The 22,704-nt window shown below is 36.7% G+C and carries 23 protein-coding genes; 15 read left to right on the plus strand and 8 right to left on the minus strand.

Annotated features, from left to right (window positions below):
• Nucleotides 1-14: 14 nt before the first annotated feature.
• A complete protein-coding gene (gene mutS, locus B0E34_RS18695) occupies nucleotides 15-2,606 on the minus strand; it encodes a DNA mismatch repair protein MutS (RefSeq protein ID WP_087711946.1) in 2,592 nt (863 codons plus the stop codon).
• Nucleotides 2,607-2,705: 99 nt separating this feature from the next.
• On the minus strand, nucleotides 2,706-3,572 hold the full coding sequence (locus B0E34_RS18700) for a cupin-like domain-containing protein (protein ID WP_087711948.1): 867 nt from the start codon (nucleotides 3,570-3,572) through the stop codon (nucleotides 2,706-2,708).
• A 506-nt stretch (nucleotides 3,573-4,078) separates the two neighbouring features.
• Between B0E34_RS18700 and B0E34_RS18705 the strand changes: the two genes are divergently transcribed.
• The 10 genes from B0E34_RS18705 to B0E34_RS18750 all read left to right on the plus strand — a co-directional run bounded on the left by B0E34_RS18705 (nucleotide 4,079) and on the right by B0E34_RS18750 (nucleotide 12,164).
• On the plus strand, nucleotides 4,079-4,960 hold the full coding sequence (locus tag B0E34_RS18705; RefSeq protein WP_087711950.1) for a bestrophin family protein: 882 nt from the start codon (nucleotides 4,079-4,081) through the stop codon (nucleotides 4,958-4,960).
• 62 nt (nucleotides 4,961-5,022) lie between these two features.
• Entirely contained in the window at nucleotides 5,023-5,553 is a 531-nt protein-coding gene (locus B0E34_RS18710; protein WP_087711952.1) for an RNA methyltransferase, read from the plus strand.
• A 260-nt stretch (nucleotides 5,554-5,813) separates the two neighbouring features.
• Nucleotides 5,814-6,389, plus strand: coding sequence for a CBS domain-containing protein (locus B0E34_RS18715; RefSeq protein ID WP_228408181.1), 576 nt, complete (start codon nucleotides 5,814-5,816; stop codon nucleotides 6,387-6,389).
• Nucleotides 6,390-6,395: 6 nt separating this feature from the next.
• Entirely contained in the window at nucleotides 6,396-7,262 is an 867-nt protein-coding gene (locus B0E34_RS18720; RefSeq protein WP_087711954.1) for an NAD kinase, read from the plus strand.
• 71 nt (nucleotides 7,263-7,333) lie between these two features.
• Nucleotides 7,334-8,404 (plus strand): class II fructose-bisphosphate aldolase, encoded by a 1,071-nt coding sequence (fbaA, locus tag B0E34_RS18725; protein WP_087711955.1) that lies wholly within the window; start codon nucleotides 7,334-7,336, stop codon nucleotides 8,402-8,404.
• Nucleotides 8,405-8,479: 75 nt separating this feature from the next.
• Nucleotides 8,480-9,334 (plus strand): acetyl-CoA carboxylase, carboxyltransferase subunit beta, encoded by an 855-nt coding sequence (gene accD, locus B0E34_RS18730; RefSeq protein ID WP_087711957.1) that lies wholly within the window; start codon nucleotides 8,480-8,482, stop codon nucleotides 9,332-9,334.
• 54 nt (nucleotides 9,335-9,388) lie between these two features.
• Nucleotides 9,389-9,901 carry a DUF6973 domain-containing protein gene (locus tag B0E34_RS18735; protein WP_087711959.1) on the plus strand — a complete coding sequence of 171 codons (513 nt, stop codon included), beginning with the start codon at nucleotides 9,389-9,391 and terminating at the stop codon, nucleotides 9,899-9,901.
• 178 nt (nucleotides 9,902-10,079) lie between these two features.
• Nucleotides 10,080-11,483, plus strand: coding sequence for a spore maturation protein (locus tag B0E34_RS18740; protein ID WP_087711961.1), 1,404 nt, complete (start codon nucleotides 10,080-10,082; stop codon nucleotides 11,481-11,483).
• Nucleotides 11,484-11,485: 2 nt separating this feature from the next.
• Nucleotides 11,486-11,785, plus strand: coding sequence for a hypothetical protein (locus B0E34_RS18745; protein WP_087711963.1), 300 nt, complete (start codon nucleotides 11,486-11,488; stop codon nucleotides 11,783-11,785).
• Nucleotides 11,772-12,164 (plus strand): hypothetical protein, encoded by a 393-nt coding sequence (locus tag B0E34_RS18750; protein WP_076394079.1) that lies wholly within the window; start codon nucleotides 11,772-11,774, stop codon nucleotides 12,162-12,164. Before B0E34_RS18745 ends, B0E34_RS18750 begins: the two co-directional genes overlap by 14 nt.
• A 15-nt stretch (nucleotides 12,165-12,179) precedes the next feature.
• Here the strand turns inward: B0E34_RS18750 and B0E34_RS18755 are convergent, their stop codons facing one another.
• The 5 genes from B0E34_RS18755 to B0E34_RS18775 all read right to left on the minus strand — a co-directional run bounded on the left by B0E34_RS18755 (nucleotide 12,180) and on the right by B0E34_RS18775 (nucleotide 17,247).
• The gene (locus B0E34_RS18755; RefSeq protein ID WP_087711964.1) at nucleotides 12,180-13,064 is read right to left on the minus strand and encodes a ferric siderophore ABC transporter substrate-binding protein; all 885 of its coding nucleotides are present in this window, start codon (nucleotides 13,062-13,064) and stop codon (nucleotides 12,180-12,182) included.
• 26 nt (nucleotides 13,065-13,090) lie between these two features.
• Nucleotides 13,091-13,489: an ExbD/TolR family protein gene (locus B0E34_RS18760; RefSeq protein ID WP_087711966.1), complete on the minus strand. Its 399-nt coding sequence runs from the start codon at nucleotides 13,487-13,489 to the stop codon at nucleotides 13,091-13,093.
• A gap of 57 nt (nucleotides 13,490-13,546) precedes the next feature.
• Nucleotides 13,547-14,251 (minus strand): MotA/TolQ/ExbB proton channel family protein, encoded by a 705-nt coding sequence (locus tag B0E34_RS18765; RefSeq protein ID WP_087711968.1) that lies wholly within the window; start codon nucleotides 14,249-14,251, stop codon nucleotides 13,547-13,549.
• 174 nt (nucleotides 14,252-14,425) lie between these two features.
• The gene (locus B0E34_RS18770; protein WP_076394087.1) at nucleotides 14,426-14,887 is read right to left on the minus strand and encodes a hypothetical protein; all 462 of its coding nucleotides are present in this window, start codon (nucleotides 14,885-14,887) and stop codon (nucleotides 14,426-14,428) included.
• A 209-nt stretch (nucleotides 14,888-15,096) separates the two neighbouring features.
• Nucleotides 15,097-17,247 carry a hypothetical protein gene (locus B0E34_RS18775; protein ID WP_087711970.1) on the minus strand — a complete coding sequence of 717 codons (2,151 nt, stop codon included), beginning with the start codon at nucleotides 17,245-17,247 and terminating at the stop codon, nucleotides 15,097-15,099.
• A gap of 393 nt (nucleotides 17,248-17,640) precedes the next feature.
• On the opposite strand from B0E34_RS18775, the gene B0E34_RS18780 reads away from it, so the two are divergent.
• From B0E34_RS18780 to B0E34_RS18795, 4 genes are all read left to right on the plus strand, one after another.
• Nucleotides 17,641-19,437: a DUF885 domain-containing protein gene (locus B0E34_RS18780; protein WP_087712005.1), complete on the plus strand. Its 1,797-nt coding sequence runs from the start codon at nucleotides 17,641-17,643 to the stop codon at nucleotides 19,435-19,437.
• Nucleotides 19,438-19,893: 456 nt separating this feature from the next.
• Nucleotides 19,894-20,283: a DUF1398 domain-containing protein gene (locus B0E34_RS18785; RefSeq protein WP_087711972.1), complete on the plus strand. Its 390-nt coding sequence runs from the start codon at nucleotides 19,894-19,896 to the stop codon at nucleotides 20,281-20,283.
• Between the two features lie 64 nt (nucleotides 20,284-20,347).
• Nucleotides 20,348-20,944, plus strand: coding sequence for a hypothetical protein (locus B0E34_RS18790; RefSeq protein WP_087711974.1), 597 nt, complete (start codon nucleotides 20,348-20,350; stop codon nucleotides 20,942-20,944).
• An 8-nt stretch (nucleotides 20,945-20,952) separates the two neighbouring features.
• Nucleotides 20,953-21,393 carry a DinB family protein gene (locus B0E34_RS18795; protein ID WP_228423106.1) on the plus strand — a complete coding sequence of 147 codons (441 nt, stop codon included), beginning with the start codon at nucleotides 20,953-20,955 and terminating at the stop codon, nucleotides 21,391-21,393.
• A gap of 96 nt (nucleotides 21,394-21,489) precedes the next feature.
• Here the strand turns inward: B0E34_RS18795 and B0E34_RS18800 are convergent, their stop codons facing one another.
• Nucleotides 21,490-22,110, minus strand: a complete 621-nt coding sequence (locus tag B0E34_RS18800) for an endonuclease III domain-containing protein (RefSeq protein WP_076394093.1) — start codon at nucleotides 22,108-22,110, stop codon at nucleotides 21,490-21,492.
• Nucleotides 22,111-22,143: 33 nt separating this feature from the next.
• Between B0E34_RS18800 and bcp the strand changes: the two genes are divergently transcribed.
• Nucleotides 22,144-22,590: a thioredoxin-dependent thiol peroxidase gene (bcp, locus tag B0E34_RS18805; RefSeq protein WP_087711978.1), complete on the plus strand. Its 447-nt coding sequence runs from the start codon at nucleotides 22,144-22,146 to the stop codon at nucleotides 22,588-22,590.
• The last annotated feature ends 114 nt before the right edge of the window (nucleotides 22,591-22,704 follow it).

A 22,704-nucleotide genomic window follows, 5' to 3' on the forward strand; every position in this document is an offset into this window, starting at 1 on the left:
CGAAGAACAGAAAACTATCCTCCAATCATTTTCTTAATTGCATTCAGCTTCATCAAAGCTTCAATGGGAGTTAATGTATTGATGTCGATTTTTGTTAATTCTTCTTTGATACTTTCCAGAACCGGATCGTCTAACTGAAAGAAAGAAAGTTGGATATTTTCTTCCGTAACGCGCTTGATCTTTTCAGAAGAACCTCCGCTTTGGGAACGGCTTGCTTCCAGCGTTTTCAGAATTTCATTGGCTCTGTTCACGACTTTGGAAGGCATTCCCGCCAGTTTTGCCACATGAATACCGAAACTGTGTTCGCTTCCTCCCGGAACCAGCTTTCTTAAAAAGATGATATTTCCTTTATTCTCCTGAATGGAAACGTGGAAATTTTTCACGCGCTCGAAACTTACGGTCATTTCATTCAGTTCGTGATAATGCGTTGCAAACAGTGTTTTTGCCTGAGTCGGATGTTGGTGAAGATATTCCGCAATCGCCCATGCAATGGAAACTCCGTCATAGGTAGAAGTTCCGCGCCCGATTTCGTCCAGTAAAATTAAACTTCTCTCGGAAATATTATTCAGAATATTCGCTGCCTCGTTCATTTCTACCATGAAAGTTGATTCTCCTGCAGAAATATTATCCGTTGCGCCAACTCTTGTAAAAATTTTATCTAAAATCCCGATTTTCGCATGTTTTGCCGGAACAAAACTTCCTATTTGCGCCAAAAGACAAACAATTGCCGTCTGTCTAAGAATTGCCGATTTACCCGCCATGTTTGGTCCGGTTACCATGATAATCTGCTGAGAATCTTTATCTAAGAAAATATCATTCGGAATGTATTTTTCGCCTAAAGGAAGCGCATTTTCTATGATCGGATGCCTTGCTTCTTTTAAATCGATGGCAAAACTGTCATTTAAAACAGGTTTGGTATAACTCTCAGAAACAGCCAATTCGGACAAACCAACCGCAACATCCAACTGTGCAATAATTTTAGAGTTTTCCTGAATCTGATCAATGTGAATCATCGTTTCGGAACATACATTTCTGTACAGTTCGTTTTCTAAAACGCCGATTTTTTCTTCGGCTCCAAGAATCTGATTTTCATACTCTTTCAGTTCTTCTGTGATGTAGCGTTCCGCATTTACCAGCGTCTGTTTTCTCAGCCAATCGCCTGGAACTTTATCTTTATGGGTATTTCTGACTTCAATATAATAGCCGAAAACGTTATTAAAATCGATTTTCAGACTCGAAATTCCTGTTCTTTCGATTTCTCTTTGGCACATTTCGTCCAGAAAACCGCGACCTTTGGATTGCAGTCCTCTTAAGCGATCCAGTTCTTCGGAAATTCCTTCTTTAATGACGTTTCCTTTCGATAAATTCACTGGAAGCTCATCATTCAGATGATTTTGAAGGCATTTTATCAGTTCATCCTGATCATACAACGGATCCAGCCAAGCCAGAATATCGGCATGAGGATGAAGCAACGCTTTGATTTTATGTATATTAATTAAACTCTGGCGAAGATATCCCAGTTCTTTCGGTGAAATTTTTTCCGCCGCCAGTTTTCCCATCAGTCGATCCAGATCAGAAATTGATTTTAATAATTGGGAAATTTCATATTTAAGATGGTCATTTTCATTTAAAAAATCAATTAAAGACAATCTTCTGTTGATTTCATCTACAGATTTTAATGGTAGAATGATCCTTCTTCTCAGCAGTCTTCCTCCCATCGGAGTCGAAGTTTTATCGATAATATCTAGTAATGATTTCCCCTGCGGATTGCTTGGATAAACAATCTCAAGATTTCTCAGCGTAAAATTATCCATCATCAGAAAGTCTTCCTGCGGAATAATCTGAATTTTGGTGATGTGAGACAATAAATTATGATGGGTATCTTCCACTAAATAAGCGAAAATCGCTCCTGCTGCGGTAATTGCCAATGGCTGATTTTCCACTCCAAAACCTTTTAACGAATTGGTTTTAAAGTGATTCGTTAGTTTTTCGTAGGCAAAATTATACTGATATGCCCAATCTTCAAGTTTAAAGGCATTTTTATTTTTAAGCTGTTCAGGAATCTGAACACTTCGCTGGTAAATAATCTCACTCGGATCAAATGTATTGACGATATGAAGCAGTTTTTCCAGATTTCCTTCACTCACCAGAAATTCTCCTGTAGAAATATCCACCAAAGCAATTCCGAATTTCTCCTTTTCTTTATGTAGGGAAAGCAGGAAATTATTCTTTTTGGAATTTAGAACCTGATCATTGAACGTAACTCCCGGTGTTACCAGTTCCGTCACTCCCCTTTTTACGATTCCTTTTACCATTTTTGGGTCTTCCAACTGGTCGCAGATAGCAACTCTCATTCCAGCTCTTACGAGTTTTGGCAAATAAGAATCTACCGAATGGTGCGGAAATCCAGCCAGTTCGATATGACCTTCTCCATTCGCTCTTTTCGTTAAAACGATTCCTAAGATCTGTGATGTTCTTACGGCATCCTGCCCGAAAGTTTCATAAAAATCCCCTACTCTGAATAGCAAAAGTGCATCAGGATATTTCGCCTTGATGGTATTGTACTGCGTCATTAACGGGGTTTCTTTCTTCGCTGCCTTTGCCATTACAATCGTTCTTAAGAATTAGGTCGGTAAAAGTATGAAATAAAATAGTAGAAGGAAAGTCTGAAACTTACAACTTAAAAAAAGAAATTTCTTTTATCATTAAGAATGTTTAGCCAAAGCTTCCGAACTTTTCTTATATGCCCACTTTTGCTTGTAATTCACCCACTTTGCTTTGAAAATCTTTCGCATAATTTTATCGGTATATCGCATGATAAAAACATGATACAGCATATTGGCAAAAACATTCGGTTTATTGGGTAATGCACGAAGCGACATTGAAAATCCGGGTTCCAGATAGCGATTAAAATGCCAGAACGCGCCGGGAATAAAAAGCGCATCACCATGTTCCATGAAAATTTCAAAACCTTTGGCGTGTTTCAGGGCGGGAAATTTTTCATAGTCAGGATTTTCATAGTCTACATCATAAATGGTATGAACCGACAACGGAACTTTGTACAAAAATGCAGATTGTTTCTGATCGAATAACAGAATTCTTTTCTTCCCTTCAAAATGAATGTGCAGAAAATCTCCCAAATCTACATCATAGTGCATCAGAACATGAGCTTCACTCCCTCCGAAAAATAAGGTCGGAAGACGTTTGAAAAATTTCATTCCCAAATCCGGATACGTAAAGTTTTTCAGCAGTTCCGGAAGCCGGTCGGTGATGATATAAAAGAAAATCCTGAGATCGGAAGGTTTACTTTTTATCGTATCAATATAATCCTTCATTTTCATTCTAGTAACCGGAGCGTCGCTGCTTTTATTCGCGTCGGCAGGCTTATTATCGTACAAAGGGACTTCCTGTTCACCTGCTTTTTCACGGATAAAATCAAAATTCCATTTGTCGAAGGCATCCCATCGGCTCGCAAAATTTTTAATCAGAAGCGGCTTATGCTTTTTGAAATAATTTTTCTGGAAATCTTCTTTACTGATATCGTTAACAACATCTACACTTTCGAGAATCATTTTGTGTGGTATTTTTAATGCGAAATAAAAATAGTGTTTTTTTGAAATTTGGTGAAATTTTAAAGATAATATAATGTCACAAGGATTTTTTACAAAATTAAATTTTATTGGATATAGAATTGGCAGAATTCGTTTTTAACGCGACGTTCGCAAAGATTCTTTTTAAATGCTGAAAATATTCTTCCGTTCGCTAAGGCGTTTCACTCAGCTAAGGATGATTGCTATAACTTGCTAAACTCAATGTTTTTACAATTAAAAGATATCTCTTATCCCTTTTTCAACGCCTTTTTTTTCAACTAGTTACTTTTGCTATCATTTGCTGAACACAGTGCCTTGGCGATCAAAAAATATACATAAAAAATTAAAATAAATCTTTGCGAACGTCGCGTTAAAAATTAATTATATTCTCTAAATCACATCTTTAAAATCACAATTCATATGTTTTAAATTTTTTAGTAAAGTCGGGATAAAACTAAAATTTTATCTTTGTAAGACGAACGAAATCTATGAGAGTCTACAACACCAAACATTTCCTGAAAATCCTTTTCAGCTTACATAAAAGCGACACTTTAAAAATATTATTTCCAAGCATGATCCTCGTCGGATTATATTCATGGGGCGTAGAATACCTTGAAATTGAACATTTCCGGCTTAATTCGAAATCGGGAATCAGCAATGTGGGTTTAATTCATTCTTTATTGGGCTTTGTGCTTTCTTTGTTGTTGGTTTTCAGAACAAACACAGCTTATGACCGATGGTGGGAAGGCAGAAAACTGTGGGGAAAACTGGTGAATGACACCCGGAATTTTGCCATAAAAGTGAATACTATTTTGGGGGACGACAGACAGAATGCTGAGCAAATTGCAAGATACTTAAAGTTTTTTCCGCATTTTCTGGCAAAACATTTATCTAAAGAATCTACACGACTGGCTTTGGATGAAGATTATTCGGAAATCGAGAAAGAGCTGAAAAATCATGGCCCGAGTGAAATTATCATTCTGATGAGCCACAAATTAAATCAGTTAAAGAAAGAAGGAAAAATCTCAGATATTGAAATGCTGTATCTCGACACTCAGCTTTCCGGTTTTCTGGATGTTTGCGGCGGTTGCGAGAGAATTAAAAATACGCCGATTCCGTATTCTTATTCATCGTTCATTAAAAAGTTTATCATTCTGTATGTTTTTGCACTGCCGATTGCTTACGTTATCAATATCGGAAACTATATTATTCCGCTTACGGTATTCATTTATTATGTTCTGATGAGTCTTGAGCTGATTGCCGAAGAAATTGAAGATCCTTTTAATAATGACGAAAACGATATTCCGATGGAAACCATTGCCCAGAATATTGAGAAAAACGTTCATCAGATCATGGGTACTAAAAAATAACAAAATCCGTTTTTATCTGAAAATCGTAAATATTTATACCTAATTTTGACAAAAAAATAAAATTGGTACAGAAATTAAAACTGGAAGAACTCAACAGAATTGATGTGGAAACCTTTAAATCGGTTGAGAAAATTCCTTTGGTAGTAGTTTTAGACAACATCAGAAGCATGCACAATGTGGGTGCAACGTTCAGGACGGCAGATGCATTTTTAATTCAGAAGATTATCCTTTGCGGAATCACGCCGCAGCCGCCACACCGCGAAATCCACAAAGCCGCTTTGGGAGCTACGGAAAGCGTAGACTGGAGTCATGAAAATGACATTAATACAGCCATTAATGATTTAAAATCTCAGGGATTTGAAGTCGTGGGAATCGAGCAGACGACCAACAGCCAAATGATCACAGATTTCACCATCGATAAAACAAAAAAATACGCGGTGATTTTGGGAAATGAAGTGGAAGGAATAAGCGATGAAGCGCTGCCGAATATTGATTCTTTCCTTGAAATTCCTCAGTTGGGAACCAAACATTCTTTAAATGTAAGCGTTTGCGGAGGAATTGTAATGTGGGAATTTGCAAAGGCTTTAAAATAAAAAAACTGCATATGTCTAAGAGACAGTGCAGTTTGAAATAAATCTAATAAAAAGTAAAAATGAAAGGCGACAAAGGTACTCTTTTTTTTTACACCAACAAATTTTAAAATTATTTTTTTTTATTTTCCTGAAAAAAAGTATCATTTTGAAGAAAAGTTTCGTTTAATTTTTTATAAATTAGCACAATGTTTATCAAGGATTATATCTCAAAAGACTTCCCGTGTTTCAGCCTTTCTGACTCGATAGAATCAGCCAGGGAAATGTTAGAAGCATTTGGATATTCTCATATTTTCATCAAAAAATCCCATCATTTTTACGGTGCGATTGCACAGGATTTCCTGTATGAAGAGGAAGGGACGCTGAAAAATCTCGAACATCAGATCGAGCGTTTTGCCATTCTGGAGGATAACAATATAATGGACAGCATCAGAATATTCTATACCTTCAATTCCAACGTGATTCCTGTCATTAATAAATCCGAGAAATATTTGGGATACATCAGCTGTGAGGATATTTTCCAGGATTTTTCAAAATATCCGCTGTTTTCCGAATCGGGAGCCATTCTTACGGTTGAAACGCCGGCAAGAAAATATTCGATGACGGAGATCGCCAATATTGTGGAAAGCAATAATTCCAAATTTTACGGCGCGTTTATCAGTTTCATGTCGGATGAAGTGATTCAGGTGACGATAAAGATCAGCAATGAAAATCTGAGTTCTATTGATGAAACATTCGACCGATATGATTACCGCATTGTACAGAAGTACTATTCTGATGAAAAATCAGACTTATTGCAGGACAGATTCGGGTTTTTCCAGAAATTCATAGAAATATAAAAACTAATGAAGGCAGCCATTTATTCTCAGAAAAAAGATCTTGATACTTTTTTATATTTAAGCAAATTTATTTCCGAGCTGGAAAGCAGAGGTGTAAAATCTGTTTTGTACGATGAGATGGCTGAAGCGCTTCAGTTTTCAAAGATTTTTGAGACATTTAATAATAAAAAAGACCTTCTGGAGAAAGAAGTGGATCTTTTCTTCACTTTTGGCGGGGACGGAACGATTGTGAATTCTCTCACCTTTATTGAAGATCTTGAAATCCCTATCGTTGGGGTAAATACCGGAAGATTAGGATTTCTGGCAAGTTTTACCAAAGAAGAAGCCTTTAAAGAGTTGGATTCTATTCTGAAAGGCGATGTTAAAACAAGCCGCCGTTCTGTAATTCAGGTTGTTTCACCTGTTCTGGAGGATTTTTTCCCGTATGCTCTAAATGACGTTACGGTATCCAGAAAGGAAACCACTTCCATGATTACAGTAGATTCTTATATTAATAATGAGTTTCTGAATGTTTTCTGGGGAGATGGTGTTATTGTTTCCACTCCTACAGGTTCTACGGCGTATTCGTTGAGTTGCGGAGGACCGATTATTTCCCCAAACAATGAGAACTTCGTTATCACGCCTATTGCACCGCATAATCTTAATGTAAGACCTTTGGTTGTGAATGACAGCGTGGAAATTAAATTCGGAGTCGAAAGCCGCGTTTCACAATATTCTCTTTCTCTGGACTCGCGGTTGATTCATATTGAAACGGATCAGGAAATCGTGATTAAAAAAGCAGATTTTCAGATATTACTCGTTCAGCCGAATAACTTAAGTTTCTACGAAACCATCCGCCAGAAGCTACTTTGGGGAAGAGATAAAAGAAATTAAGAATATTTTAAAAATTATTACCTTTACAGGAATTTAAAAACACCCTAATAATTTATATTAAAAAGCAAAACATGAGCAGAATTTTCCCGGCAGGAGTTGCCACAGGTCAATTAGTTACTGATATTTTTCAGCATGCTAAAGAAAACAAATTTGCATTACCAGCAGTAAACGTAATTGGTTCCAGCAACGTAAACGCGGTTTTGGAAACTGCAGCAAAACTAAACTCACCTGTTATCATTCAGTTCTCTAACGGAGGAGCTGCTTACAACGCAGGAAAAGGGTTAAGCAACGACGGACAGAAAGCAGCTATTTTAGGAGCTGTAGCCGGAGCAAAACATATCCATACCCTTGCAGAAGCTTACGGAGCAACGGTAATCCTTCACACAGACCATGCTGCAAAAAAATTATTGCCTTGGATCGACGGATTGATGGATGCTAACGAAGAATTCTACAAGCAGACAGGAAAATCTCTGTATTCTTCTCATATGCTGGATCTTTCTGAAGAATCTCTGGAAGAAAACTTAGAAATTTCAGCTCAGTATTTTGAAAGAATGGCTAAACTTCAGATGACTTTAGAAGTAGAAATCGGAGTTACAGGAGGTGAAGAAGACGGTGTAGATAATTCGGATGTAGACAATTCTAAATTATATACGCAACCGGAAGATATCGCTTACACTTATGAAAAGTTAAAAGCTGTTTCCGACAACTTTACGATTGCTGCTGCTTTTGGAAACGTACATGGAGTTTATAAGCCAGGAAACGTGGTTCTTACGCCAAAAATCCTTGATAATTCCCAGAAATACGTTCAGGAGAAATTCGGAACTGCTGAAAAGCCGATTAATTTCGTATTCCACGGAGGTTCCGGATCTACTTTGGAAGAGATCAGAGAAGCGATTGATTACGGGGTAATTAAAATGAATATTGATACTGACCTTCAGTTCGCTTACACAGAAGGAATCAGAGATTATATGGTAAACAATATCGATTATTTAAGAACTCAGATCGGAAACCCTGAAGGAGAAGAAAAACCGAACAAAAAATTCTATGACCCAAGAGTTTGGGTAAGAAAGGGTGAGGAAACTTTCTCTAAGAGACTGGTTCAGGCATTTGAAGATTTAAATAACGTAAATACGCTAAAATAAATTATAAATTTTAGATTATAGATTTTAAATTATTTTTAATCTGTAATCTAAAATTCAAAATCTAAAATTTTATACATGGCATTCGAGTGGTTTAAAAGAAAAGCACAAAATATTACGACATCTACTGATGAGAAAAAAGACGTTCCCAAAGGTCTTTGGCATCAGACTCCATCAGGAAAAGTGGTGGAGCATGACGAATTGAAGAGAAATAATTATGTTTCTCCGGAAGACGGTTTCCATGTAAGAATAGGAAGTGCAGAATTTTTTGATATCCTTTTCGATGAAGGTAAATTCACGGAACTGGATGCCAATGTTGAAAGTATTGACATTCTGAACTTTAAAGATACGAAATCTTACACAGACCGTCTGAAAGAAGTAAAAGCTAAAACTAAACTTACCGATTCTATCAGAAACGCGGTAGGAACCGTAAAAGGTACTGAAATGGTGGTTTCCTGTATGGATTTTGCTTTCATCGGCGGTTCTTTAGGTTCCGTAATGGGAGAAAAAATCAGAAGAGCGATTGATTACTGTATCGAGAAAAAACTTCCTTATATGATTATCTGCCAATCCGGTGGTGCAAGAATGCAGGAAGCAACGTATTCTTTGATGCAGTTGGCTAAAGTACAGGCTAAACTGGCTCAGCTTTCAGAAGCAGGACTTTTATACATCGCTTATCTTTGTGATCCTACTTTTGGCGGAATTACAGCCTCTTTCGCAATGACAGCAGATATCATCATGGCTGAACCGGGAGCTTTAATCGGTTTCGCAGGACCAAGAGTTATCCGTGAAACCATCGGAAGAGATTTACCGGAAGGTTTCCAGACTTCAGAATTCCTTCAGGAAAAAGGTTTTGTAGATTTTATCGTTAAAAGAACAGAAATCCGAGATACTGTTTCCAAAACAGTAAATTTATTAGCTGTAAAAGCATAATAATTGTAACAAAATAACACAATCTCTCTCTAATTAGGGAGAGATTTTTTATTCATGAGAACTTTCAAGATATTTTTCAGTACCATCCGAAGTATGAGTTTTAAAAAGATTATCCGTCTTTTAACGCTTGTTCTTCCTCATCCTGTTTTCTCATTGCTCAGTTTTCATGCCACCGTTCAGGCATATACGATTGCTCAGAAAAAATTCCCTAAAACCGCCTCTACCAATGGTGTGGGAAATGCATTCAGGCACGCATTGTGGTGCTGTTTTATTGCGATGTACTGCTCTAAAGTCTCCTCGCCTCAGAAAGCTCTGAAATTCTGTAAAAGAATCACCGATATGCACGAAGAACTATTCCCGAACAAGCCTCTGGAAACCAAAATGGATCTTCACAACAATAAATTCGGGATGAATTACTTTAAAGAACTGCTTCCGGGAGTTCACCGCCAGTTTTTCGAGAAAAGTTTTTTCATTGAAGGCTTAGAAAAGAAAATGAAAGATGCTAAAGTTTTGAAAAATCTGGATGATGATTTTGAGGGGTTTTTGGTGTATCTGGATGAAAAATAAATTTAAACCATTAAGGAGAATTAAGGTTTTAAGTTTAATTAAGATAAATCTTTCTGATTTTTAGGCTTTCCTTAATATTCTTAATTTCTTATTGAATCTTAATGGTTCAAAGAAATAAAAGTTTTTTCAAGTTTTACTTATAATTTATTATCTTTTCTAAAATTTTTAATTTACTCAAATGGTTCTCAGCAGAATTTGGTCGGCATTCATTATCATTGCCATTGCCATTGCAGGTATAAAATACGTTTCATCAGGCAACTACAAAACTATTTTCAATGATATGGTTGTAGGGAAAGGCGGTGATACCGTACAGATTGCCACTCAGAAAATGAATGCACTCTCTCCTGTTGTGCGCGACAGCCTCATGAAAAAGACTGATTTTGCCGACAGCAGGATTCATTATAAAACAGATTCTTTAAAGCAGGATGTAAAAGTGTACCGTGTTCAGGAATCGGATGGGGTAATCGGAACTTCTGAAACGGCAGTGAAAATCTGTCTCGGACTTATCGGAATTATGACTCTATTCATGGGCTTCATGAGTATTGCGGAAAAAGCAGGCGGAATCAATCTTTTAAGCCGGTTAATTCAGCCTTTTTTCTCAAAATTATTTCCCGATATTCCTAAAAACCACCCCGCTTTCGGGCATATGCTGATGAATTTCAGTGCCAATCTTCTCGGTCTGGATAATGCAGCAACACCTTTTGGTCTAAAAGCAATGGAAAGTTTGCAGACTTTAAATCCGAATAAAGACACGGCAAGTAACTCTCAGATCATGTTTCTCTGTCTTCATGCAGGAGGAATGACTCTAATTCCGGTTTCCATCATTGCGATCCGCGCCTCGATGGGTTCAAAAACACCGACGGATATTTTTCTTCCGTGTATGATCGCTACATTTGCAGCAACTTTAGCTGCAATGATCGTAGTTTCCTTATATCAGAAAATCAACCTTTTAAAACCTGTAGTTCTTGCCTACGTCGGTGGAATTTCTGCCATAATCGCGTTGTTGGTTTTGTACCTCACTCAATTAAGCAAGGATGATCTGGATGATTTCAGCAAAGTATTAAGCAACGGTTTAATTCTTTTCATATTTTTAGCCATTGTTCTTGGCGCTGTTTATAAAAAAATCAATGTTTTTGATGCTTTTATTGAAGGAGCAAAAGAAGGTTTTACAACCTGTGTAAAGATTATTCCTTATTTGGTCGGAATGCTGATCGCTATTTCGCTATTGAGAACTTCCGGAGTATTTGACGTAATTATCGATGGCATGAAATGGGTTGCTTATTCTGCAAATTTAGATTCGAGATTTGTAGACGGACTTCCGACCGCTTTAATCAAACCTTTGTCGGGTTCTGGAGCAAGAGGAATGATGGTTGATACCATGACAACTTTCGGCGCAGACAGTTTCCAGGGAAAATTGGCAGCAGTTCTTCAGGGAAGCTCAGACACAACGTTTTATGTCATTGCTGTTTATTTTGGAGCCGTAGCCGTAAAGAATACAAGATACACAGTAATTGCTATGCTTCTAGCTGATTTGGTGGGGATTATTACTTCTATTATATTAGCTTATCTGTTTTTCGCATAAGTATGAAAAATGATACTCGAAATATTTTTGAAAAATCTGCTGAGTTAGTTGGTGGATTACAAATATTTTTGTCTCCGTTTTTAATTGGAGTAGCTATTTCGGCAATAATATACTTTTCCAATCCTAATAATTTCACCCTTGTTATTGCGATTGTACTTCTTCTTTTAGCCACTGGTATCGGTATAAAATTGGCTACTAAGATTTATCGAAGCAAAAAAGGAACAATTGATTTTATATCTAAAACAGACTCAACCCCGGAAATTGATAAATTTTTAAATAAAGAAGAAAATGATCACAGATAAAGAATTCACCCTACGATTAATACGCCAGTTAACTCAGGCATTAGAAAAGCTGATTTTGGATAAACCTGAAGAAAGTTTAATGCAGAAAGAGCTTGATTTTGAATCTTTAATGAAAGACATTTTTAAGTTTGATTTTACAACGCTTTCATCAAAACCGAAAGAGGAAATCATAGAAATTGTTAATGAAAGACAGGAAAGAGACCATAAAGATTACTATGAAATGTTAGGAAATCTTTTCTATTTTAACGGAAAACAATCTGATAACAAAGATTTTTTAGATAAAGCAAAAACATTCTATGAACTGTATCTCCAAACCAGCGGAATTTTTGCACTTCCTGTTATCAACAGAATTTCAGAAATAAAAAAAGCACTTGAGTAAAGTGCTTTTGTATTTTTAGAACGTAATTTTGTATGATCCTGTAGAAGAAACACTCGCTTTTTCTGCTTTTACGTATTTCTTAACCCACGATATCGCATTCGAACTGATACATGGATCCGAAGTTCCGCCCGATCTTCTCGCCGAAACAACGTTTCCTGCTTTATCTACAGTGTAAGCAATGGTAATCGTTCCGCTTGCTGTACAGTTATTCGCGGGTTGTGATCCTCCTCTTCCCATCGTTCCGGGGATAAATCCTACCAGTTTTCTGTCGATTCCGACTTTGCTGTCACCATTTCCGTCTCCGCCTAAAGGATCTCCTGCATTTCCGATTCCGTTTCCGTCACCCTGGCTTCCTGCTTTTGTCCCACGTCCTCTGATTAGATTTCCAATAGCAGCGTTTCCTTTGCCGTCTCCATTTCCTGTTTTTGAATTGGCGGTTGCAGCGCCGGATTTTTTTGTATTTTTCGTTGCAGAGGTACTCGTGGAAGTCTTTTTACTTTCCGCTTTGGATTCTTCTTTGTTTGAAACCGAAATTTTGGCATTGTTTCCCGTTATAATTTTGTCTTTTGCCTCTGTTTTTTTGGTTTCAGGTTGTGGATCCGGCTGGATAACGGTCTTGGTTTCAGGCACAGCGGTTTCTGCAGGTTCAGAAGAGACTTCTTCTGTCGCAGCAGCAAGGCTTCCCGGCTGATCTGCCGGTTCTTCTACCCCATTTCCGTTTCTGTTGTCTCCAAAATTAACCAGCATGGTTGTAATAACTTCTGGCTGTTCATCGAGTTCCGGTTTCAGTTTATACAGAAAAACAAATAAAAGAATGGCAGACCAAATGAGAATAGAAAGCACTGCGCTTTTTATCCTGTCTCTGTTTTGCTCATCTTTACTGATTATATGGCTTCTCATTTTAAAATTCTCCTTACTTCGAAGAGTTATTTATCTTTAACGGTTGCAATGGCAATATTGAATTTATTTTTTTCGGCAATTTCCATTACAAAAACCACGTCTTTATGAAGGGTATTTTCGTCTGCTCTTATGGTGAAAGATTTATTCGCCTGACCTGTTAATTTATTGACAATGGTCTGTTCCAATTCTCCTCTGTTCACAGAATTATCGTCTACAAAATAAGACCCATCCGGTTTTACGCTCACCACCAAAGGATTCGGAATATTGTCTGCTGCGGTATCTGCTTTTGGTAATTTTACATCGATCGCACTTTGGTTGGCTGCCGAAGAAGTTACCATAAAGAAGATCAGCATCAGCAAGATAACATCTGTCATCGCTGCCAAACTGAACTCCGGATTTGCTTTATTTCTTCTCTGAATTTTCATCTGTTGATTCTGATTTTATGTTTGTCAGATGGAACCTTTCGGTTTCATAAGAAAAAATTATAACGGTTTATTGATAAGGTCTAAAAATTCTCCGGACATATTTTGTGCCTTCAATACAAACTTATCAATTCTTGTAAGTAATAAATTGTAAAAAAAGTTTGCCGGAATTGCTACAGCAAGACCTACTGCTGTTTGTCCCAATGCAGTATAAATGCCTTCAGACAAAGTTTTCGGGGAGAAAGAACCCGTTGCATGAGACAAATTGAAGAATGCGATGATCATCCCGATTACCGTTCCCAAAAGTCCCAACATAGGAGCAATACTTGGAACCACAGCCAAAAGATTCAGATTTTTTTCCATGTTGGCAACCTCAACCTGAGCCTGAGATTCCATCGCACTTACGATATCCGAAACAGGGCGCCCCAATCTGGAAATTCCTTTTTCTAAAATTCTGCCTTCCGGAGAATTTTGTCTTTTACAGTAATCTGCCGCAGACTCTATTTTACCATCTCTGATAAAATCTTCGATATTATCCATAAAATTGGCATCTGTTTTTGAGGTTAATCTTTTAATAAAGAAAAAGCGCTCAAAGAAAAGATATACGGAAAATACACCGAGCAACAACACGGTTACCATCACTATTTTAGCGAAAGCTCCTCCGTGGAACATGATTTTCCAAAATGAGAATTCTAAATCGTCTGCCGCTACTGAAGGTGCAGCAACCTGGGCAAATAAAATCTGAGTAAGTTCCGTTAACAGCATTAAAGTGTATTTTTATAAAAGTTGTAACGACAAAAGTAATGGAATATTATGAATTGAACTCTTAAAAATTGCTTAAAAACAACTTAAAGTTTGTTATTTTCATAAACAGCAAATTTCTTTCCAAAAAACAATTTGAAAAGAAATCTGATATAAAAATGTGGAGAAAGATTACACTTAATCTTCGTCTACCTCTATTTCTTCCTGCTTGAATTCACATTTCAGCCTGAAAGGAATCGGCGTGTCTGATCCTGTATAGAAATCATCAATCGTTCCTTTCCAGATTACCTGAAGTTCTCCTTCTTCATTTTTCTCAAACTGAAGCTCGTTATCATAAATAAAAGCTTCCTCGTCATCAAAAAGATCTACTTCGGTATATGTATCTTCATCAGAGTCATTAATGGTGATGGTTTTTCCTTCTATTTCCGCGGAATCAATAGGGAAATCGAATACTTCAAGAGAGAGTTGCGGAAAGTTGTACTGTAATGAATCATCCTCTACATGATCCAGACTGTCATCCGTAATAATTTCAACTTCCAGAAAATGTTGTTGATTGCTGTAAACCGCTTTGCAATAAGTATTTCTGATATTGTACTTTAGCGTTTCGTCCGGATGGTAAATTTTTAAAATCCCTTTCATTATTTCTTAAAAAAAAGAGCGGTAATAATATGATTGTTAAACGTTTTCAACAAAGATAAAAAATAGATTGAACGTGAAAAATTTTTTGAAAAGTATTTTTAAAAAATCTGTTTTAAATTAATATAATAAGACTCTAAAATTTTAAACTTATGAAAAAGTGCCGCTATATGATAACGACACTTATACAAAAATTTAATTATTAAAATAAGTTATTCAATTTTTTCGGCTTTAAGCTGAGTCGTATTCAATCGTGCATTGCTTGGCGCATTTGCAGATTTTTGAAATTTCAGTTCAGAACCATTCCAATGAACAGGTTTTCCTTTGGAAGAAGTATCTGTTTCATTATGAAGTACGGCAGTCATATTTTCGTCATAATCCTTTGAAAGAATTTCTTTTGGAACAGCAACATTTTCAAGATCTTTTCTCGTTCCTACAGCAATGTATGAGAATTTTACAGCATTGTTATCATCAGTTTTGGCACTGAATCCTGTTTTTGTAGGCTCCTGCTCAAGATAGATCTGAGATCTTTTCCCGATTGGGGTAATGGTTACCACTACAGAATTTTCCGCAACAAGATCAGAGAATTTCCTGTCAAAAGAAACATTTATCCTTCCGCTTGCATCAAGAGTTGCCGTTCCTCGTGTATAAATATCTGCCGTGGTAGACGTAGGAACGTACGTTGTAATTCTTTCTGCGCTTCCGTCTACAGTACTTACATTAGCAATTACATTATTGGTATAGGTTGCACCGTCCACATACATTCCGTAACGGCTTCCGCTCGCATTAATTCCGTAAACATTTCCTCTAAAAGCGGCTCCCATAAGATCTCCAACTCCCATAACTCCAAAGCCCGCTGCCTCAGAACCCAACGCAGATCTGCCTGTTCCTGTAGACATCGCGGCATTTCCATACACACCTGCATTAGCCGATCCCGAAGTTCGATATCCCAAGACTCCGAAGATTCCTGCAACCTGCGAATTTCCCAAAACACCACCCGATCTGTCAACAGCCGCTACGCCTCCTACCGAAAGAACCTCGCCTAAAACACCAAAAATATAAGCATCATTAGCCGCTGTAGGTTCTGCATTTCCCATTGATCCGTAAAGCGTGGTATGTGCTAAAGTGGTAGCGGCAGAACTCGGCCCTGAATATCCACTTCCGGAATTGCTTGCAGCAGTACTTCCTATCGTTCTATTGCCCCAAACTCCCGCTCTTCTCGTGGAAACATCTGCAGTTGCGTCCGTAGATGTTGTCGTAGTAGCAGTATATATACCGGAAGATGTACCTGCCGAAAGTACACTTACTCCTCCTCCCGTAGAAGTTGTACCATCCATTTGTACTCTTACTCCATTTCCTGTAGAGTTTCCACTGTGAATAACGAAAATCCCATTACTTGTGGTTGCTGTATTTGTATTCTGTACTCTCAAACCTTCCCCTGTTCCACTATGATTAATAAAAGCTCCTAATGACGAATTCCCAGAAGCCATTAAAATATTCAATCCTCTTGAATTCGCGGCTGTCCCATTTTGGCTAATCGCCAATGCCCTATCTTGAGTTGCAGAACCCATATCAATAAACATTCCTTTGGATCCCGTACTTGCTAAACCTCCTGTATCTGCTGCACTACTCGACTGACTTATGATTGCACCGGGTTGATTGGTTGTCCCTGATTCTAAAATGTGAATTTTTGCAGAAGGAGTTGTTGTTCCGAATCCTGAATTTCCATTATTAAGAAGAGACATTCCACTTGCTGCAACATTACTTGGCTGAAACCTCGCAAAAATACCTGTCGCATTAGAAGGTGCTGCATTATTGATGATTCTCACCAATCCATTTGTAGAATTTAAGGCTGTACTTGTAGAAGTAATATCCAGCAAAGTTCCTGTAGTTAAAGCATTGGCTCTTAAAGTGAGTGGCGTTTGCGTACTTGCAGTAGTCCAATCCCAACTTTGCGCAAAGTTTTTACTGTCGATCGAATTGTTTGCCGTTCCGTCGATAAGTCCTGAAATTGGTGTTTTCGCTGCCGTTCCAAAATTATTAATAGCAACCCATTTTGCTAATCCGGAATTATAATAATAAAATCCAGGAGCGGTAAGATCTATTGTACTTCCGGTAAGACTAGTGGCTGCAGTAGTCGCATAAATCATCATAGAATTTTGAGAACTTCCCAGAAGAAGCTCCATGCTTTTAATCTGATCTCCTGTTAATCTTGGAATTAAAATACCTTCGGGTTTTGTTCCATTGGTTTTGGAAACAATTTCAAAAGTTGTATTGGGCGAAGTTGAATTTATACCCACTTGAGCATAAAAAGCAGAGATGCTTGAAAAAGCAACTGCCAGGTTAAGTAGTTTTTTAGTCATATCAATTAAATTAGATTTTCATATTAAATTAAATAATAATTAAAATAATTCACAATACTTTTACTTATTATTTAATTAATCGCTAATATAGAAAAAAAACTAACAACACAAAACATATAGCATAAATAATTATTTTTTTTTACACATAATTTAAATAAACGCTTTTTTTTTAATTAATAAAACAATTAAATATATTTTTAACCCAACACAGACGTTTTTAAATTAAAAATTTACAATTATCAATATCATTTCATAGAAATAATTGGATTTAATGTAAATATTTTCATTAAAGAGAATAAAATAACAAATAATATCCTCTTTATCATCTTAATTGTAGTTGATCGGAAGTTTACATTGATATAATATTTATTTTTGTTCTCTAAAGATTCCGGAATGAAAAACATCATATCAAAAAGTATTATAGGATTAGGCATAATGATCAGTTTAGGATCATGCAAAAAATCCGATTCCCCTTTAACGAAAGTAACACCATCCAATCTGGATTCTATTGCTTCCAATTATTATGAACAGTATCTGAAATTATATCCTCTGGATGCAACTTCACAGGGAGATTTACGTTATAACGATCAGCTTCCGATTAACATCGATAAAGATTTTATCTCCGGAGAAGTCGCTTTCTACCGTTCTGTAGAAAAACAACTGGAAAACGTGGATTATAAGAATCTTTCAGACGAAGATAAAGTAGTTTACGATGTACTGAATTTTACGTTAAAAGATAAGATAGAAAACTACAATTATCATCCGGAATATATTCCTTTTACGCAATTCGGAGGTTTGCCGCTTAACTTTCCATTGTATGGAAGCGGAGAAGGAAGCCAGCCTTTTAAAACAGAAAAAGATTATTCTGACTGGCTGAAAAGAATGGAAAAATTTCTGGAATGGATGAATGCCGCCACCGATAATTTCCGCGAAGGAATTAATAATAAAATGGTCTTGCCTAAAAAACTGGTGGTAAAGATGATTCCTCAAATGAGAGCCGAAGAAATTATAACGACTGATTTTGATAAGAATATTTTCTACGGACCCATCAGAAAATTTCCGAAAAATTTCACAAACGAGCAGAAAGAAAAATTTTCAAAGCTTTATCAGGACGCCATCGTACAGAAAATTATTCCTGCTTATACTAAAATGGGCAACTTTTTGGAAAAAGAATATCTACCAAAAGCAAGGGAAACAGACGGTTACAACAGCCTGCCAAACGGAAAGGAAATTTACAGGTATTATGCAAAAAGCTGGACGACAACCGATAAAACGCCTGAAGAAATTAATAAAATCGGACTTCAGCAGGTGGCAATGCTTCGTGCGGAAATGGAAAAGGTTAAACAGCAGGTTGGATTTACCGGCACATTGGAAGAATTTATTAATTATGTAAAGACAGATCCGAAAGCAATGCCATACAAGACTTCAAAGGAAGTTTTAGCGGCATTCAACGGAATTTTAACGAAAATTACACCGAAGCTGAAAACCATGTTTTCCGTAACACCGAAAACAGGATTTGAAATCAGACAAACTGAAAAATTCAGGGAAGCAAGCGCAAGTGCAGAATATATTCAGGGAACACCGGACGGAAAAAGACCAGGAATATTTTACGTTCCGCTTCCGGATCCGTCAAAATTCAACGTAACTTCAGGTATGGAATCTTTGTTCTTACACGAGGCTATTCCAGGACATCATTATCAGGTTTCTTTACAGCAGGAAAACACCAAACTCCCGAAATTCATGAGATTCGGCTGGTTTGGAGCTTACGGTGAAGGATGGGCACACTATTGCGAAACATTAGGACCGGAATTCGGCTTATATACAGATCCTTATCAGAAGATGGGCTACCTGAGCGACCAAATGCTAAGAGCAGTAAGACTGGTAGTAGACACGGGTCTCCACACCGGAAAAATGAAACGAGAAGAGGCAATAAAATATTTCCTGAGCAATATTTCTTACGATGAAGCCGGAGCAACCGCCGAAGTGGAACGATATATGGCGATGCCGGGACAGGCTTTAGGCTATAAAATCGGTTCATTGAGAATTCGTGAGCTGAGAGAAAAATATCAGAAAGAACTGGGAAGTAAATTTAATTTAGCCAAATTCCATGATGAAGTTTTGAGCCAGGGCTGCCTTCCTTTGGATGTTCTGAACAGAAAAATGGAACTTTGGGCAAAAAAACAGAAATAAATTTTGCCGGAATCACTAAAACGCAAAAAACTTTCTTACCGCAAAGGATGTAAAAGATTTTAACACGTGAGTTGTCTAAGTTTAATCCTTAAATGGAAAGAAAGATCACATAAGGTAAAAAATCAAAGATTTTCTCTTGCAGACTTTTAAAATACTTTAAATAAATCTGATAAAGTCTTTTGTGTATCTTTTGCGGTTAAATTTAAAATTGATTGTCCGTTTATTAACCTAAAGCTTCGACAGGCTCAGCTTGACATCGCTAAAAATCAAGCGTTTGGTATTAGAGGTGTCACACTGAGCTTGTCGAAGTGCCTGTTATAAATAATTGATTTTCATACCAATGAATAGTAATAGACTGTTTAACGGATATTCAAAATTTAAAATTAATTTAAACAAAATTATAGTTTGCGCTTTTGCAATTAAAGCTGAATAATTAAAAAAATACAACGAAAAAAAATGTTTACAGTAGAACAAATTGAAAATGCACACAGCAAAGTAAAATCCGGAGCAGATTTTCCGAATTACATCAAAGAAATTAAGGAATTAGGCGTGAAATCTTTTGAAACATGGGTAAAAGACAGCCATACCGAATATTTTGGAGAAAATGATTACGCCACAAAATCCCAGCCAAAATACGCTGATCTTACGATTGAACATACTGTGGATAAAGAAAAGTTTATTCAGCAGTTAAAAAGTCATCAGAGAGGAGAGACGGATTATATGAAATTTTGTGAAGACTGCGCTGAAACGGGAGTTGAAAAATGGATTGTAGATCTGGATCAATTTACCTGCATTTACTACGACAAAGCAGGAAACGAAATCCTAACAGAAGAAATTCCTCATTAAAAAACTGAAGTCACAAATTAATTTTTGTGGCTTTTTTGTTTAGCTTTATGTTTTAAAACAGATTATGATAAAAACACTTCTTTTTTTAAGCTTTTCCATTTTGGGATTGTGTTTTTTAAGCTGTAAAAAAGAAAACAGGAAAATTTTAAAACCTGAAAATATTACTGTTGATGAAAATTTAAGTAAAAATGATACATTCAAAATTCTATCAAAATATCCTGAGCTTAAATTATTTAACAGTGAAAAAGTTGAAAGTCTAACAAGAACCGCTCATATTGTACAAGAAGATGGTTATTATGAAAGCATTTTCTATCCTCGAAGAAAGCAATACAGATTTTTTCAGTTCAGCGATTATAAATGCAAAACTGAATACAAAGGAGACACCATCAATATCTGGCTTAACAATTACAACGGATATTTTGGAAACGGAGTTTTGATAAAGGTTTTTAATGATCAGTTTTTAATTCAAGATATTAACCCAAAAACATTAAAAGGCGAAATTAAATTTATCAATTCTTATCCGGTGTATCAGAAATTGGTTCTTAACAAGTACCCGTTTCAAAAAAATGACAGCATTTATGGGTTTATCGACTACGAGACGAAGCTGGATTCTCTGGTTACTAAAAATTTCAGAGGATATTTTAAAACAAAAATTAAATAAGAAAAATAATGACAGAAAGTCTAAAATCGCTATTCCTAAGGGATTTAAATAAGCTGAAACAGGAAATTGAATCTTATCAGAATGAAACAAATCTCTGGAAAACAGAGGCAAACATTTCAAATTCGGCAGGAAATTTAACGTTGCATATTGTGGGAAATCTCAGTCATTTTGTGGGAGCCGTTTTGGGAAATTCCGGCTATGTAAGAAACAGGGAGCTTGAATTTTCATTAAAAGATATTCCGAGAATGGAATTAGTTCAACAGATTGAAAAGACTATCGAAACGGTGACGATTATGCTTGAAAGGCTGTCTGATGAAGACCTCCAGAAACCATATCCGCTTGAACCTTTGGGTTATGGAATGACGACGGAATATTTCCTGATCCATCTTTTCGGGCATCTGAGTTATCATTTGGGACAGATCAATTATCACCGAAGATTGTTGGATTGATTTGCTTCTTCATCTATTTAACCACCCCGTCAAAAATTCTTCCGAATTTTCGCCACCCCTCCAAAGGAGGGGAATTCAGGCTTCGGAAAAGATTGTTTATTTTTCGAACAGCATTTTGGTGATGAAATCTTTGGCTCCGTTTCCGCGCGCAGGAGAATATTCTCTTCCGTAGAAAATAATCTGAAGATGGAGTTTATTCCAGACTTCTTCTTTCCAGAGTTTTTTAGCGTCTTTTTCGGTTTCTACTACGTTTTTTCCGGAAGTGAGCTTCCATTGTGTCATTAATCTGTGAATGTGGGTATCTACAGGAAAAGCAGGAAATCCAAAGCCCTGACTCATCACCACAGAAGCGGTTTTATGTCCAACTCCGGGAAGCGCTTCGAGTTCTTCGTAGGTTTGCGGCACTACTCCATTATGTCTTTCCAGAAGCAGTTCTGCCATTCTTTTAAGATTTTTGGCTTTGGTATTGGCAAGTCCGATTTCTTTAATTAATTCTTTAATCTGATATTCCTCCAGCTTTGCCATTCTTTGCGGGGTTCCTGCCACCGCGAAAAGCTCAGGCGTTACCTGATTAACCTTTTTATCGGTCGTCTGTGCAGATAGCGCAACAGCAACCATTAAAGTGTAAGGATCGGTGTGATCCAGCGGAATAGGAACTTCAGGATATAGTTTTTCTAATTCGGTCTGTACGAGTTCAGCTCTTTGCTTTTTTGTCATGGAAGCATTAAATTTGAACAAAAATAAATCATTATGTTGAAAGTCGGAGACAAATTACCTCAATTTGAAGGAACCAATCAGGATGGCGAAACGGTACATTCTGAAAATCTGATCGGTAAAAAGCTTGTTGTTTTTTTCTATCCGAAAGCAAATACTCCGGGTTGTACTGCTGAAGCATGCAATCTGAGAGACAATTATGCCGAACTTAAGAAACAGGGATTTGAATTGTTGGGAGTAAGTGCAGATCCTGTAAAAAGTCAGAAAAAATTCAGTGAAAAATTTGAATTTCCGTTTGATATTATTGCCGATGAAACGCGTGATGTTATTGAAAAATTTGGAGTTTGGCAACTGAAAAAATTTATGGGAAAAGAATTTATGGGAATTGTGAGAACTACTTTTGTTTTTGATGAAAACGGAATCTGTACAGAGGTTATCGATAAGGTAAAGACGAAAGATCACGCTGCACAGATTTTGAAATAGCTTTTAAATAATATTTCTAATTTAACCGCAAAAGGCTCAAAAGAATAAAAATCAGAGATCTTCAAAAACTGTTGAATGTTTTTTGTGGCTTTTGCGGTTAAATTAAAGTAAAGT

Origin of the sequence: Chryseobacterium mucoviscidosis, from assembly GCF_002177115.1 — a bacterium.
GTDB classification, from domain to species: Bacteria; Bacteroidota; Bacteroidia; order Flavobacteriales; family Weeksellaceae; genus Chryseobacterium; species Chryseobacterium mucoviscidosis.

Excerpts from the sequence above, each read along its gene's own strand:
- mutS (WP_087711946.1), bottom strand. The coding sequence starts at position 2,606 with ATGGCAAAGGCAGCGAAGAAAGAAACCCCGTTAATGACGCAGTACAAT.
- B0E34_RS18700 (WP_087711948.1), bottom strand. The coding sequence starts at position 3,572 with ATGATTCTCGAAAGTGTAGATGTTGTTAACGATATCAGTAAAGAAGAT.
- B0E34_RS18705 (WP_087711950.1), top strand. The coding sequence starts at position 4,079 with ATGAGAGTCTACAACACCAAACATTTCCTGAAAATCCTTTTCAGCTTA.
- B0E34_RS18715 (WP_228408181.1), top strand. The coding sequence starts at position 5,814 with ATGTTAGAAGCATTTGGATATTCTCATATTTTCATCAAAAAATCCCAT.
- B0E34_RS18720 (WP_087711954.1), top strand. The coding sequence starts at position 6,396 with ATGAAGGCAGCCATTTATTCTCAGAAAAAAGATCTTGATACTTTTTTA.
- fbaA (WP_087711955.1), top strand. The coding sequence starts at position 7,334 with ATGAGCAGAATTTTCCCGGCAGGAGTTGCCACAGGTCAATTAGTTACT.
- accD (WP_087711957.1), top strand. The coding sequence starts at position 8,480 with ATGGCATTCGAGTGGTTTAAAAGAAAAGCACAAAATATTACGACATCT.
- B0E34_RS18735 (WP_087711959.1), top strand. The coding sequence starts at position 9,389 with ATGAGAACTTTCAAGATATTTTTCAGTACCATCCGAAGTATGAGTTTT.
- B0E34_RS18740 (WP_087711961.1), top strand. The coding sequence starts at position 10,080 with ATGGTTCTCAGCAGAATTTGGTCGGCATTCATTATCATTGCCATTGCC.
- B0E34_RS18745 (WP_087711963.1), top strand. The coding sequence starts at position 11,486 with ATGAAAAATGATACTCGAAATATTTTTGAAAAATCTGCTGAGTTAGTT.
- B0E34_RS18750 (WP_076394079.1), top strand. The coding sequence starts at position 11,772 with ATGATCACAGATAAAGAATTCACCCTACGATTAATACGCCAGTTAACT.
- B0E34_RS18755 (WP_087711964.1), bottom strand. The coding sequence starts at position 13,064 with ATGAGAAGCCATATAATCAGTAAAGATGAGCAAAACAGAGACAGGATA.
- B0E34_RS18760 (WP_087711966.1), bottom strand. The coding sequence starts at position 13,489 with ATGAAAATTCAGAGAAGAAATAAAGCAAATCCGGAGTTCAGTTTGGCA.
- B0E34_RS18765 (WP_087711968.1), bottom strand. The coding sequence starts at position 14,251 with ATGCTGTTAACGGAACTTACTCAGATTTTATTTGCCCAGGTTGCTGCA.
- B0E34_RS18770 (WP_076394087.1), bottom strand. The coding sequence starts at position 14,887 with ATGAAAGGGATTTTAAAAATTTACCATCCGGACGAAACGCTAAAGTAC.
- B0E34_RS18775 (WP_087711970.1), bottom strand. The coding sequence starts at position 17,247 with ATGACTAAAAAACTACTTAACCTGGCAGTTGCTTTTTCAAGCATCTCT.
- B0E34_RS18780 (WP_087712005.1), top strand. The coding sequence starts at position 17,641 with ATGAAAAACATCATATCAAAAAGTATTATAGGATTAGGCATAATGATC.
- B0E34_RS18785 (WP_087711972.1), top strand. The coding sequence starts at position 19,894 with ATGTTTACAGTAGAACAAATTGAAAATGCACACAGCAAAGTAAAATCC.
- B0E34_RS18790 (WP_087711974.1), top strand. The coding sequence starts at position 20,348 with ATGATAAAAACACTTCTTTTTTTAAGCTTTTCCATTTTGGGATTGTGT.
- B0E34_RS18795 (WP_228423106.1), top strand. The coding sequence starts at position 20,953 with ATGACAGAAAGTCTAAAATCGCTATTCCTAAGGGATTTAAATAAGCTG.
- B0E34_RS18800 (WP_076394093.1), bottom strand. The coding sequence starts at position 22,110 with ATGACAAAAAAGCAAAGAGCTGAACTCGTACAGACCGAATTAGAAAAA.
- bcp (WP_087711978.1), top strand. The coding sequence starts at position 22,144 with ATGTTGAAAGTCGGAGACAAATTACCTCAATTTGAAGGAACCAATCAG.